The organism is Burkholderia sp. MSMB1826, assembly GCF_001526325.1.
Lineage (GTDB): Bacteria > Pseudomonadota > Gammaproteobacteria > Burkholderiales > Burkholderiaceae > Burkholderia.
Map to the genome: position 1 here is coordinate 224,967 of NZ_LOYN01000010.1, position 13,130 is coordinate 238,096.

Here is a 13,130-nt window from a genome sequence, read left to right on the forward strand (position 1 = left end):
CGGCGCGGCCCGTCTTCAGCGCGAACCGGCCGGTGTGTGGCGGGTTCGTCCGTCGCCGCCTGCGCCAGCCGAGCGCAACGGCAGCCGCAGCGTCGTCGCGAAGCTCGCCGCATGCAGCGCGCACAGCAGGCCGAACGCCCACGCGTACGCGACGGCCTGCGTGCCGCCCGCCGACGTCGATTCGGCCTGCAGACGCCACGCGAGAAACAGCGTGCATAGCGTCGTGAACGTCGGGCCGCCGAGCCGTTGCACGATGTTGAGCGACGTGGTCGCCATCGGCAGGTTGCGGCGCTCGACCGACGCATACGCGGCGGAGATCGACGGTGCGCCGATCGCGCTCTGGCCCATGCCGCGCAGAAACAGCGCTGGCACGAGCACGAGCGGATCGTAGCCGGTCAGCGCGAGGAACACGAACGGCAGCGTGGCGACGAGTGCGAGCAGGGCGCCGGCCGCGGCCAGCCGACGTACGCCGAACCGGCTCGTCAGCGCGCCCATCGACGGATAGGTGACGAGCATGCCGAGCCCGAGCGGCGCGAGCAGCCAGCCCATTTCGCCGGGCGATCGCCCGCACGCCTGGATCAGAAACACGGGAATCAGCATCTGGCCTGCATACAGCGCGCCGTTCGACAGGAACTGCGTGCCGGCGGCCGCGCCGAACACGCGCGAGCGAAACAGCGCGAGATCGATCAGTGCACGCTCGCCCTGGCGGCGCTCGAAGCGCAGGAACGCGCCGAGCAGCAGCGCCGAGCTCGCGACCGCCACGATGCCGGGCGTCGAGCCGATCCGCTCGACGCCGTACAGGAACAGCACGAGGGCCGGCGACAGCAACGCGAGGCCGATCCAGTCGAGTTCGCGCCGCGGCGCATCGTCCCGGTCGCCGGGCAGGAACCGCGCGGCCAGTGCGAGCGCGAGCGCGCCGACGGGCAGGTTCACCAGAAACAGCCAGCGCCACGACGTGTGCTGCAGGATCGCGCCGGCCACGACCGGGCCGAGGATCGGCGCGAGCAGCACCGGCACCGCCGCGTAGCCGATCACGCGCGCCATCTGCTGGCCGGCGACGCGCGCGATCATCATCTGCGCCATCGGCGCGAGCAAGCCGCCGCTGACGCCTTGCAACACGCGGAACGCGATCAGCGACGGCGCGGACCACGCGAGCCCGCACAGCGCCGACGTGAGCGTGAACGCCGAGAAGCACCACAGGTACAGCGCCTTCGCGCCGATGCGGTCGACGAGCCAGCCGTTCAGCGGCAGCACCAGCGTCAGCGCGAGCAGGTAGCCGCTCGTCACCCACTGGATCGTCGACAGGCTGGCATGCAGGTCGGTCGCGAGGCTCGACAGCGACACGTTGACGATCGTCGCATCGAGCTGCGACAGCAGCGAGCCGAGCGTCGCCACCGCGCTGACTTTCCAGATCGACGGATCGAGCCGGCCCGGCGCGTGGCCCGGCGCCGGCCGGATGCGCTCGTCGCTCACGCGCCGCGCCGGTCGAGCAACGCGACGATGTCGTGCGTCGTGCCCGTTTCGCCGAGGCGCGGGAACAGCCGCTCGACGCTGTTGACGTGCGCGTCCGCGTTGAGGTCGGTCATCGCGTCGACGGCGAGCGTCACGTTGTAGCCGAGTTCGTGCGCCTGCCGCGCGGTCGATTCGACGCCGATGCTCGTCGCGACGCCGGTCAGCACGATCTGCGTGACGCCGGCCGCCTTCAGATGCGCGTCGAGACCGGTGCCGGTGAAGGCGCCCCAGGTCTGCTTCGTCACGACGTGGTCGTTCGGCTGGCGGTTCAGCTCGGGCACGAGTTCGGTCCAGTCGGCGGGGAACTGCGCCGTGCGCGGCGGTTGCTCGGTGCGGCCCGGTGCGCCGCCCGCGACGTTGACCAGCACGACCGGCAGGCCTCGGCTGCGGAATGCGTCGAGCAGTTCGCGGGTGCGGGCGATCACCGGTGCGACCGGGTGCGCGGTGGGGAGGCCGACGATGCCTTTCTGCAGGTCGATGACGACCAGCGCCGTGTTCGTGTCGAGACGGGTTGCGCTCATGATGGGACTCCGGAGGAGAGGGCGAGGAAAACCGTGCGCGGATGCCGCGTGGCGCACGGGCCGGTTCATTGGTCGCCGATGCGGCGAATCAGCGGGATGGCCGCGGCAAGCGTGTCGATGTCTTGCGGATCGAGCTTCTCGATCGCGGCGGCGAGCCACCGGTGTTTCGCGGCGTTGCGCTTGCGTCGCGCGGCGAGGCCGGCGGCGGTGAGTTTGAACAGGATCTGGCGGCCGTCGGTCGGATGCGGTTCGCGCTCGACGAGCGCGTCTTCCTCGAGGCTCGCGAGGATCGCCTTCATCGACTGAGGCTTCATCGCCTCGGCGCGCGCGAGATCGGCGGTCGTCATCGGCCCGTGCCGTTCGAGCCGGGCGAGCGCGCTCGTCTGGGACATGCCGAGCCCTTCGGAATCGATCTCGGCGCGCAGCCGACGGATGAGCTGGCCGACCGCGAGGGTCAGGTCGGCGGCGACGGTTTCGGCGGAAACGCCGGGTTTGCGTGGCGGGTTCATGCGGCGAAGCATAGAACACGACAGTTAAACTTGCAAGTTTAACTGTTGAATTGATCGCCGGATGGCGGCGCCTACCGGCGCGACTACGTGACTACGTGCGTCGATGCGCGATCGGTACGACGTCGCTGTATCGCGGGGTCGCGTTTTCGTGCAGCAGATCGCCGAGGTACTGGGCGAGTTCGTGGGCGGCGAGCGTCGACGGGATCTGCAGATCGGCCGGGCGCCGCTTGCCGTCGGCGCCGAGATCGAACACGGCCCAGCGGCCGTTCGTGCGCACGACGGCGAGCAGCCGACCGAACGCGTTGAAGCGGTATTCGTGCTGCATGACGTCGCTCCCGTAGCGTGAACGCGCCGGCTGCCCGGATGCGCTTACCGGATCGAGCAGGACAGCCAGCGATGGATCCGGATGGCGTCGCTCGATACGCCGGCACGCGTCGGTGCGCCGAGCAGCACGACCGTTTCGCGGCGGCCTTTCACGCGCATGCGCATCACGACGCCGTGCCCCGATTCGTTGATGAAGCCGGTTTTCTGCAGCCGGATCGGCAGGCGGCGGTAGCGCACGAGCGGGTCGGAGTTGACGTACACGAGTTCGCCGTTGCCGGGACGCACGGTGGTCGACAGATCGGTCGAGAAATAGCGGATCAGCGGATCCTGCGCGGCCGCGCCGACGAGCCGTGCGAGATCTTCCGCCGTCGACACGTTGTGCGGCGACAGGCCGGTCGGCTCGCGGAAGTGCGTGTGCCGCATGCCGAGCCGGCGCGCTTCGCGGTTCATCGCGTTGACGAACGCGGTGCGCCCGCCCGGATAGTCGCGGCTCAGCGCGGCGGCCGCGCGGTTCTCCGACGACATCAGCGCGATATGGAACATCTCGCGGCGCGACAGTTCCGAGCCGACCTGCAGGCGCGAACCGGTGAACTTGATCGTGTCGCGATCGCGCGCGGTCACGCGCAGCACGCCGTTCAGCGGACGATCGGCGTTGCGCGCGACGACGGCCGTCATCAGTTTCGAGATCGATGCGATCGGCCGTACGGTGCGTGCATTGCGAGCCAGCAGCGGGGTACCGGAATCGACGTCGAGCACGTAGGCCGCGCGCGAATGCAGCGACCGGACCGCGCGCGGCGTGTAGCCGCAACTGGCGAGCAGCTTCGGTTTCGCGGGCGGGCGCGGCCGCACGGCCGTCGTGCGTTTCGCGCGTCGCTGCTGCGGCGCGGGTGCCGCGTGGCGTTTGACCGCCTGATGCGTCACGCGCGGGCGGCGATGCTTGACGGCCTTTTTCTTGCGATGGGGCTTCTTCTTGACGGCCTTCGTGTGGGCATGCGGTTGGGCGTGTATGGTGCGATGCGGCTGCACGCGTTGCGCGGACGCATTCGTGGCGAATGCGAGCAGCAGGAACGACAGGGCGAGGATCAGGGTGGTCCGGGCGCGAGGCAGGCGCGCGATGAGGCCGGTCAAGCGAAAGTCTCCTTTTCACGCGCGATGCGGCTGCGCGGAATGCGTGGGCGGTCAGCGGGTGCGGGAAATTATACGGTCGATCGTCGCGCGATGACGATCGGATGACGCGCAATGACGCGTGATACGGGAGGGTTTCCGGCGTTTTCGCGCTGCCGGACAGCGGTGCGCATGGGATGAAAGGCGGGCGGGTGCGCGGCTCAGCGCGGCCAGTTCCGCCGCGACACGACCGCAAAACTGATTGCGATCGAACCCGTCGCCGCGCGTGGCGGCGCGTCGTCCAGCGCGTCGCCGAAGCGGAAGCGGCGGCTGCGCCCGTCCGTGCATTTGGCACGACGCTTCGGTGCGCGCGCATCGGCGGCGTCGGCGCATGCGGTCGTATCCGCGACATCGGATGAGGGCTCGGCCACGCAGGCGGCCGCTGGATCGAGGGACATGAACGTGAATTCCGGGAAGGGCATGTCCGTATTGAACGCCATTGCATTCGATCGGTAAAATGAATATTTCGATCGTTACGATTCCGTTGAAGAATGGAACTCAAACTGTTGCGCACGTTCCTGACGGTCACCGAGCTGTGCCATTTCAGCCGCGCGGCCGATGCGCTGCACATGAGCCAGCCTGCGCTCAGCAAGCAGATCGGCGCGCTCGAGGCGAGCCTCGGCGGCAAGCTGTTCGAGCGCGGCCGGCATGGCGCGGAACTGACGCCGTTCGGCGAACGCTTCCTGCCCGACGCGCAGGCGCTCGTGCGCGATGCCGACGAAATCCTGGCGCGTGCGCGGGAAGCGACGAGCGGGCAGCGCGGGCACTTGCGGCTCGGCATCTGCTTGTCCGTGCTCACGCTCGTGCCGAAGCTGATCGCCGAATTCCGTCGTTGCAATCCGGGTATCGCGGTGACGCTGAGCGATCTGTCGTCGTCCGAACAGACACGCCGGCTGCGCGCCGGCAAGCTCGACGCGGGTTTCCTGCGTGTGCCCGCCGACGAAGGCTTGTCGTCGTTCAAGGTGATCGACGAGGCGCTCGCGCTCGCGGCGCCGCCGCATCTCGGCTTCAAGCGCGTGCCGGCCAATCTCGACGTGCTCAACGAGATCGGCTTCATCGCGCTGCAGCGTGCGCGCGGCCCGGGGCTGGCCGCACAGATCGACCGGTGGTGCGTCGCGCGCCGCTTCGTGCCGCAGGTGATGCAGCAGGCGGAGGACGTACAGTCGGTGCTGACGTCGGTCGCGGCCGGCGTCGGCGTCGCGTTCATCCCGTCGAGCGCGCGGTACCTGCTGCGCGACGCGACGGTGCTGCCGCTCGACGGCCGGGACGCGAAGTGGCGCGTGGGGCTCGCGTGGCGGTCCGATCGCGACGATCCCGTCACCGCGCATTTCGTGTCGTTCATGCGCGCGGCGCTCAAGGGGGCGTGACGCGGCGTAGAGTGTCCGCGATCGTTTTCTCAATGCATGCCGGCGCCGACGCCGGCCGACGAACCCGAACCGATGACTTCAGAAACCGACGCCTCCCCGCTCGATCCCGCACTCGTTGCCACGCTCGCGACGCTGCACGAAGCCGCGAACGATCCGGCCGGCAAGACGTGGTCGCTGCCGAAGATCGCGAAGCGTGCGCAGCTGCCGATGAGTACGCTGCGACGCGTGCTCACGCAGCTCGACGCCGCGGGCCTGAGCGCGACGACGCTGAACGAGGACGGTACCGGCAGCGCCGCACTGACCGACGAAGGGCGCGCGGTGTGCGCGCAGCTGTTCGGCGCGAACGACGCCGGATGAACGAAAAACGGGCCGCGGATGCGGCCGGTTCGTCACCGAACGACGGCGGGTCGGGTCGTTCGGCCCGCGCGGGTGGCGCGCGGGCCGGAACGTCGTCATCCGCGCGACATCAGAACCACTGCTTGTAGCGGCGCACGTAGATCGTCTTGACGATCTGCGCGAGCACGATGTAGCCGACCATCGTCGCGCCGAGCCACAGCCAGTAGGTGCCCGGCAGGTGCATGAAGCCGAGCGCTTGCGCGAACGGCGAGAACGGCAGCCAGCAGCCGATCGCGATCGCGGTGAAGGTCGACAGCAGCACCGGCAGCGACGCCGTGCTCTGCAGGAACGGGATCTTCTGCGTGCGCAGCAGGTGCACGACGAGCGTCTGCGACACGAGGCTCTCGATGAACCAGCCCGAATTCATCACGATCTGGCCGCTCGACCCGCCGTTCAGGTGATACAGCGCGCCCGCACCGAACACGGTCCACATCAGGATGTACGTCGTGATGTCGAATACCGACGACGTGGGCCCGACCCACAGCATGAAGCGGCCGATGTTGCCGGCTTCCCACTTGCGCGGCTTCTTCAGGAACTCGGGGTCCATCTTGTCCCACGGCAGCAGCATTTGCGACGTGTCGTAGATCAGGTTCAGCACGAGCAGCTGCGTCGCGAGCATCGGCTCCCACGGCAGGAACGCGCTGGCGACGAGCACCGAGAACACGTTGCCGAAGTTCGAACTGGCGGTCATGTTCAGGTACTTCAGGATGTTGCCGAACGTCTCGCGGCCCTTGATCACGCCTTCCTCGAGCACCATCAGGCTCTTTTCGAGCAGGATGATGTCGGCGGTTTCCTTCGCGATGTCGGCGCCGCTGTCGACCGAGATGCCGACGTCGGCGTCGCGCAGCGCGGGCGCGTCGTTGATGCCGTCGCCGAGGAAGCCGACCGTGTGGCCGTTCGCCTGCAGCGCCTTGACGATGCGCGCCTTCTGCAGCGGCGTGAGCTTCGCGAACACGGTCGTGCGTTCGACGACCTGCGCGAGCGTGGCATCGTCGAGCGCTTCGATCTCCGTGCCGAGCATCGGCTTGCCGGGTTCGAGGCCGACCTGGCGGCACACCTTCATCGTGACGGTCGGGTTGTCGCCCGTCAGCACCTTCACCGCGACGCCGTTCTCGCGCAGCGCGGCGAGCGCCGGCGCGGCCGATTCCTTCGGCGGATCGAGGAAGGTCAGGAAGCCGCGCACGACGAGATCGCGTTCGTCGGCGGTGCGGTATTGCGCGCGTTCGTCGCCGCGCGGGATCGTGCGCGTGGCGAGCACGAGCACGCGGAAACCGTCCTCGTTGTACGCGGTGGCTTGTTCGAGCAACCGCTTGCGGGCCACGAAGTCGAGCGGGCGCACGCCGTCTTCGTCCTGCACGTGCGTGGAAACCGCCAGCATTTCCTCGACCGCACCCTTGCAGATCAGCAGGTGCGTGCCGTGCGTGTCCTCGACGACGACCGACAGGCGGCGCCGCACGAAGTCGAACGGCAGTTCGTCGATCTTCTTGTAGCCCTGCGGCTTCACGCGTTCGCCGATCTCGTCGGCGCGCGCGACGACCGCGATGTCGATCAGGTTCTTCTGGCCGCTCTGGTGGAAGCTGTTCAGCCAGCCGAGCCGCAGGATGTCCTCGTTCTTGTGGCCGGACAGATCGAGGTGGTGTTCGAGGATGATCTTGTCCTGCGTGAGCGTGCCGGTCTTGTCGGTGCACAGCACGTCCATCGCGCCGAAGTTCTGCACCGAGTTCAGCCGCTTGACGACGACCTTGCGGCGCGCCATCGCGACCGCGCCGCGCGCAAGGTTCGCGCTGACGATCATCGGCAGCATCTCCGGCGTCAGGCCGACGGCCACCGCGAGGGCGAACGTGAGTGCGCTCAGCCAGTCGCCCTTGGTCAGGCCGTTGATCATGAACACGATCGGCACCATCACGAACATGAACTTGATCAGCAGCCAGCTGACGCTCGCGACGCCGCGGTCGAAGCTCGTCTCGACGCGCTTGTGGCTCACGACGTTGCGCGCGAGCGAGCCGAAGTACGTGTCTTCGCCGGTCGCGACGACGACGGCCGTCGCCGTGCCGCTGACGACGTTGGTGCCCATGAAGCAGACGTTCTCGATGTCGAGCAGCGACGCCGGTGCGTCGTTGGCCGCGGCGGGCGCATGCGTGCTCGCGGATTTGCCGGCCACCGCGCCGAGCGTGTCGTACTTCTCGACGGGCAGCGCCTCGCCGGTCAGCACGGCCTGGCTGATGAACAGATCGCGCGACGCGAGCAGGCGCACGTCGGCGGGGATCATGTCGCCGGCCGAGAGATGCACGATGTCGCCGACGACGACCTCGCGCATCGGCACCTCGCGGCGCGCCGGCTCCGCCGTGTCGGTCACCGCGCGCTGCACGGTCGCCGTCGTGCGGACCATCGCCTTGAGCTTCTCGGCCGCGCGCAGCGAGCGGAACTCCTGCACGAAGCGCAGCAGCGCGCTGATCGTGACCATCGTCAGCAGGATCGTCATGCCGACGTAATCGCGATCGTCGGGGGCCGCGAAGTAGACGTCGGTGCAGAAGCTGATGGCGGCCAGCACCAGCAGCACGTAGACGAACGGGTTGTGGAACGAGAGCAGCAGCTGGCGGCTCCAGTGCGGCGGCTTGTCGTGCGCGATTTCGTTCGGCCCGTAATGCTGCAGGCGGTCGGCGGCCTGGTCGTAGGTGAGGCCGCGCGTGCTGGTGTGCAGCGACTTCAGCGTGGCTTCGAGCGGGCGGGCCGCTTCCTGCGCGGCGCGCATGATGCGCGGGTCGTTCTGCTGGCCGGCGCCGGCCTTGATGAAGCCGCGCTGTTTCTTGTGCGAGGTGTCGTGTCGTTTCGTCATGAATCGCTCCTTGCGCACGAGGCGGCGGGCGGGGAGCGACCGTGACGTTATCGACGCACGAGCGCTCCCCGCCGCGTCGCGTCAGGCGCGATCGACTGTGGATCGGTAAGATCGGTAAAGGCGGGAACGCTCGCCGGCGCGCACGATGCGGACGGCGTGTCGATGCGCAGCGTCGCACCGGCGAGCGGTAATCGACTACTGTCGTCTGAGTTCATCTGCACTCCTGTCGGTTGCGGATAGTCGGCACGGGCGATCGGCAGCGGCGCGCGCAACGAGGCGCGCGGCCGGACGGCACGCGAACGGAGAGCGCACGCGGCCGATGCCGCGCGCAACGCGAACGCACACGCGCGACGGTGCGTCGCGTGCATTCGACAACATCAAAAATTCGGCGGGGGATCTGGCCGGTAATCAGGCCGGAAGGGCGCCGCATCCTGCTTCCCGGGATGCGGCAGAAGACGAGGCTCTGCGCGTTTTCCTCAGGCAGCAGTCAAGTTGGTCGGACACCAACTACAACTCGCATCGGTGTTCACAGAACACTCCATGTAATTAGACGGGAGCGATGGTAATGGCTCGTCGTGCGAAGCGTCAACCCTTTTGTCGGCCCTTTTTTCAGGCGTTTTTTCGGGATACTCGATCGTGCCGATGCACGTTCGCGGGCGTGCGCGACAGCCCGTCACGAAACGGCCGCGCGCGTGCCATGTCGGCATGCGCGCGGCCGCTTCGAACGAGGTGCGGGTTACCGGTTCGCGGTCGCGACGGCGGCCCCTGCATCGAGGATGCCCGAGCCTGCCGGCAGCGCCGTGCACGACGTGCCGGCCGCCAGCTTCGCCGCGCGCGTGCCGCCTTGCAGCTTCTGCAGGATCTGCGCGGGCGTGAGATTGCCGTTCACCGACAGCATCAGCGCGGCGGCCCCCGTCACCTGCGGTGTCGCGAGGCTGGTGCCGTTCGCGAGGCCATAGGTGTCGGCGCCCGGCGTCGTCGTGCCGGTGTTCGACGTCGACAGAATGTTGACGCCCGGTGCGCTCAGCGCGACATCGGCGCCGAAGTTGCTGAACGATGCGCGGCGGCCCGTCGCATCGGTCGCGCCGACGGTGATCACGCCGCGGCAGTTCGCGGGCTGGTCGAGCCCGGTCGACAGGCCGTCGTTGCCGGCCGCGACGACCACGGTCACGCCCTTCGCGGTCACGTCGTCGATCGCCTGCTGGAACGTCGTGCTACATGCGCCGACCCCGCCGAGGCTCAGGTTGATGATCTTCGCGGGATTCGGATTGTTCGGCACGCCGTTGACGGGAATGCCGGCTGCCCAGCGCATGCCGTCGGCGATGTCGCTCGTCACGCCGCCGCACTTGCCGAGCACGCGCACCGGCAGGATCTGGCCGAGCCACGACACGCCGGCGACACCGGTGCCGTTGTTGGCCGTCGCGCCGATCACGCCCATCACGCGCGTGCCGTGCCAACTGCTGTTGCTCGGCTGGCTCGCGCAGTGATAGTAGGGGCCGTTGGCGTCGTCCAGTTCCTGCTGCGTGACCCAGTCGCCCGGATCGGTTGCGTCCGGGCCGCGCGTCGAGCCGTTGTTGCTGGTGTGGACGTTGCTGATGAAGCTGTAGCCTTGCTGTATCAGGTTGCCGACGAGGTCGCCGTGCGGCCGGTAGCCGGTGTCGAGCACGGCCGTGACGACGGTCGGCGAACCCTTGGTCACGTTCCACGCGGGCGGCATGTCGATGCCGGCGGTCGGGTCGGACAGGTACCACTGCTGGTTGTAGAGCGGATCGCTCGGCGTGTCGCGGATCTGCATCGGGTGATCCGGCTCCGCGTAGTCGACGTCGCTGTCGGCCGCGAACGCCTGCGCGAGCGCGGCGGCATCGGCGGCGGCCATGCGCTGGCCGAGCGACAGCACGGCCGCGCCGTTCGAGATCGTCCGCTCGACCTGCACGTTCACCGGCGTTTGCGGGACCGTGCTCGCGTACGCGCGTGCGCTGCCGGTCACCGGTGCCGTCCAGCGCGTCATCGCGCGCTGGATCACCGCGTCGAGTCGCGAGCCGTTGTCGACGGCCGCCATCGCACGCGTGGCCGTCAGCGTCTTCAGCTTGACGATCAGGTGATCGACCGGTGGCTCGATCGGTGTGGCCTGCGCAGCCATCTGCACGGCGGCCTGCTGCGACGTGCACGCATTGCTGCCGGACGACGCGGGCGGGGTGGTCGGGGCGGGCGCGGGAGCGGGCGTCGGTGCCGGGGCCGGGGCAGGCGCCGCGTTGGAAGAAGACGGGTTGCTGCCGTCGCCGCCGCCACCGCCGCAGCCGGCGAGGGGCAGCAGGGCGGCGGCAGACAGCATGCCGGCGAGCATGCGCGCATGTGCGGGGCGCGCCAGCGCGAAATGGAAACGTTTGGCTCTCATGTTGAAACTCGATCCTCGTAGATAACCGTCGTGCCGGCGGTGGCGCCGGTCCGGGCGAGCCGGACCTTGTCGTTTTTGTCTGACGGTTGCAGCGGGTTGCTGCGACGCGCCATGCACTGGGTAACGGCGTGCGCGGCGGCTTCTTGAGTGCGTTTCGCGAGAAAAACGACGGGCGCCGCAAACGATTACGTTGCTGCGTTGCAGCGCGAACGCACGTTTGGAACAGCCGGCGGGGATGGCGCGGCCGCGCGCGCCCGGGTCGGTCGGGCGAGACGAGCGGCGCCGGGCGGTTTGCGCGGCACGGAAAACCTCGTTGAGGATCGGGCCGCGGCGGAAGGGTGTTTTACGGTTCCCCCGATGTGACGCGAATATTGTCGGGCGTAGGATCGCGATTCGCTCAACGTTTCGTCAGGAGACACGCATGGATCGCCGTTTCCGTTGGCTCGCCGTCGCGCTGGCCTGTGCGCTGGCCGGCACCGCGCACGCGCAGGCCCCTACCGGTACGCTGAAGAAGATCAAGGACACGGGTGTCGTGTCGCTGGGCATTCGCGAGTCGTCGGTGCCGTTTTCGTATTCGGACAACCAGCAGAAGAACATCGGCTACTCGCGCGACATCGCGTCGCGCATCATCGATCAGTTGAAGACGGACCTGAACCTGCCGAACCTCGCGGTGAAGGAAATCCCGATCACGTCGCAAAACCGGATTCCGCTGCTGCAGAACGGGACGATCGACTTCGAATGCGGCTCGACGACGAACACGCTCGAACGCCAGAAGCAGGCCGCGTTCTCGAACAGCATCTTTTTGTACGGCATCCGTTTCAGCACGCGCAAGGATTCGGGCGTGAAGGACTTTGCGGACCTGGCCGGCAAGACGGTCGCGACGACCGCCGGCACGTCGGACGAGCGCCTGTTGCGCAAGCTCAACGAAGAGAAGGCGATGAACATGACGATCATCAGCGCGAAGGATCACGCCGAAGCGTTCATGAACGTCACGACCGGGCGCGCGGTGGCGTTCGTGATGGACGAGCCGCTGTTGTACGGCGAGATCGCGAAGGACCGCAACCCGGGTGCGTACACGGTCACCGGCACGCCGCTCGTTCACGAAAACTACGCGTGCATGATGCGCAGAGACGATCCGGCATTCAAGCGCGTCGTCGACGGCGTGATCGCGAAGATGCAGACCTCGGGCGCGGCCGAGAAGCTGTACGACCAGTGGTTCATGCAACCGATTCCGCCGAAGGGCGTCAGCCTCAACTATCCGCTGTCGGCGGAGATGAAGCAGCTGTTCAAGAATCCGACGGACCAGGCGCAGTACTGATTCGGCCGTCGCAATGAAAAACCGCCGGCGCATGCCGGCGGTTCGAGCGTGCCGCGCCGGGTGGCGCGAAGCGTGTCAGGCCTTGATTTCCGGGCCGCGTGCGGCGGGTGCGACAGGTGCGGCCGGCGTTGCCGGGGCTGCCGAACGCGCCGGCGGCTGCGCCGGCACGAGCACGACGACCGGTTCCGGCATCGTCCAAAGCGGCATCGCGAAGCCGACCGTTTGCGGCATCGGCATCGGCATCGCGAACGCGTTGGCGAGCGCGATGTGCTGGAGCGCCATCATTTGCTGCTGCATCGCGACCATCTGCGCCTGGGCCGCCTGCATCCGGTACTGCGCGGCCTGCATCTGCCGCAGCGCGGCCGCCGGCGGCATGCCGCCCGACGACGACGTCTGCATCTCGAAGCTCGCGCCGCCTTGCGGGCTGTGCCAGCTCCACGTGCTGACCTTCATCGGGCCGACGGCCGTCTGGACGACGCGCGTTTCGGCTTTCACGGGCACGGCCTGCCCGTCGACGTTGACGAACATCGGTTGGGCGGCGGCCGCCGCGCCGGCCTGCCCGGCCAGGGCGAACATGGGCGCCAGCGCCAGCGCGCCCGCCGCCATATACGAACGGAATCGCATCTTCGTATCTCCATCAAACGAGACTGATCGAATCAACAATGACGTGCGGCTCACGGAGTGAGCCATCCGAGACAATGCGGCCTGCGGCTTAAATCAACATTAAAATCGCGGCCGGCCGGCCGGACCGACCGGCGCCCTTCGGGACGAACCGCAACCGGTATTCA

The 13,130-nt window shown here is 68.2% G+C and carries 13 protein-coding genes; 3 read left to right on the top strand and 10 right to left on the bottom strand.

Features of this window, described 5'->3' with window-relative positions; all coding sequences use genetic code 11:
• Positions 1 to 15: 15 nt before the first annotated feature.
• The 6 genes from WS95_RS03050 to WS95_RS03075 form a co-directional block, all read right to left on the bottom strand.
• Positions 16 to 1,473, bottom strand: coding sequence for a DHA2 family efflux MFS transporter permease subunit (locus tag WS95_RS03050; RefSeq protein ID WP_059822228.1), 1,458 nt, complete (start codon positions 1,471 to 1,473; stop codon positions 16 to 18).
• Positions 1,470 to 2,033, bottom strand: a complete 564-nt coding sequence (locus tag WS95_RS03055) for an isochorismatase family cysteine hydrolase (RefSeq protein ID WP_059822230.1) — start codon at positions 2,031 to 2,033, stop codon at positions 1,470 to 1,472. Before WS95_RS03055 ends, WS95_RS03050 begins: the two co-directional genes overlap by 4 nt.
• A 65-nt stretch (positions 2,034 to 2,098) precedes the next feature.
• On the bottom strand, positions 2,099 to 2,554 hold the full coding sequence (locus WS95_RS03060) for a MarR family winged helix-turn-helix transcriptional regulator (RefSeq protein ID WP_059822232.1): 456 nt from the start codon (positions 2,552 to 2,554) through the stop codon (positions 2,099 to 2,101).
• 79 nt (positions 2,555 to 2,633) lie between these two features.
• The gene (locus tag WS95_RS03065) at positions 2,634 to 2,867 is read right to left on the bottom strand and encodes a DUF7661 family protein (protein ID WP_034204682.1); all 234 of its coding nucleotides are present in this window, start codon (positions 2,865 to 2,867) and stop codon (positions 2,634 to 2,636) included.
• A 44-nt stretch (positions 2,868 to 2,911) separates the two neighbouring features.
• Positions 2,912 to 3,994, bottom strand: a complete 1,083-nt coding sequence (locus tag WS95_RS03070) for a serine hydrolase (protein ID WP_059822234.1) — start codon at positions 3,992 to 3,994, stop codon at positions 2,912 to 2,914.
• A 197-nt stretch (positions 3,995 to 4,191) separates the two neighbouring features.
• Positions 4,192 to 4,470, bottom strand: a complete 279-nt coding sequence (locus tag WS95_RS03075) for a hypothetical protein (RefSeq protein WP_059822237.1) — start codon at positions 4,468 to 4,470, stop codon at positions 4,192 to 4,194.
• Positions 4,471 to 4,521: 51 nt separating this feature from the next.
• On the opposite strand from WS95_RS03075, the gene WS95_RS03080 reads away from it, so the two are divergent.
• Entirely contained in the window at positions 4,522 to 5,397 is an 876-nt protein-coding gene (locus WS95_RS03080) for a LysR family transcriptional regulator (protein ID WP_059822239.1), read from the top strand.
• Positions 5,398 to 5,469: 72 nt separating this feature from the next.
• Positions 5,470 to 5,754 (top strand): transcriptional regulator, encoded by a 285-nt coding sequence (locus WS95_RS03085; RefSeq protein WP_082727524.1) that lies wholly within the window; start codon positions 5,470 to 5,472, stop codon positions 5,752 to 5,754.
• Positions 5,755 to 5,863: 109 nt separating this feature from the next.
• Here WS95_RS03085 and mgtA read toward each other — a convergent pair whose 3' ends face one another.
• The 3 genes from mgtA to WS95_RS03095 all read right to left on the bottom strand — a co-directional run bounded on the left by mgtA (position 5,864) and on the right by WS95_RS03095 (position 11,024).
• A complete protein-coding gene (gene mgtA, locus WS95_RS03090) occupies positions 5,864 to 8,629 on the bottom strand; it encodes a magnesium-translocating P-type ATPase (protein WP_059822243.1) in 2,766 nt (921 codons plus the stop codon).
• Between the two features lie 47 nt (positions 8,630 to 8,676).
• Positions 8,677 to 8,844, bottom strand: coding sequence for a hypothetical protein (locus tag WS95_RS35275; protein WP_179950161.1), 168 nt, complete (start codon positions 8,842 to 8,844; stop codon positions 8,677 to 8,679).
• A 521-nt stretch (positions 8,845 to 9,365) separates the two neighbouring features.
• Positions 9,366 to 11,024 (bottom strand): S8 family peptidase, encoded by a 1,659-nt coding sequence (locus WS95_RS03095; RefSeq protein ID WP_059783303.1) that lies wholly within the window; start codon positions 11,022 to 11,024, stop codon positions 9,366 to 9,368.
• A 421-nt stretch (positions 11,025 to 11,445) separates the two neighbouring features.
• Here WS95_RS03095 and WS95_RS03100 point away from each other — a divergent pair, with 421 nt between their 5' ends.
• Positions 11,446 to 12,342 carry a glutamate/aspartate ABC transporter substrate-binding protein gene (locus tag WS95_RS03100; protein ID WP_059822245.1) on the top strand — a complete coding sequence of 299 codons (897 nt, stop codon included), beginning with the start codon at positions 11,446 to 11,448 and terminating at the stop codon, positions 12,340 to 12,342.
• 75 nt (positions 12,343 to 12,417) lie between these two features.
• Here WS95_RS03100 and WS95_RS03105 read toward each other — a convergent pair whose 3' ends face one another.
• Complete coding sequence (locus WS95_RS03105; RefSeq protein ID WP_059822247.1) at positions 12,418 to 12,966, bottom strand: hypothetical protein; 549 nt, start codon at positions 12,964 to 12,966, stop codon at positions 12,418 to 12,420.
• Positions 12,967 to 13,130: the final 164 nt, after the last annotated feature.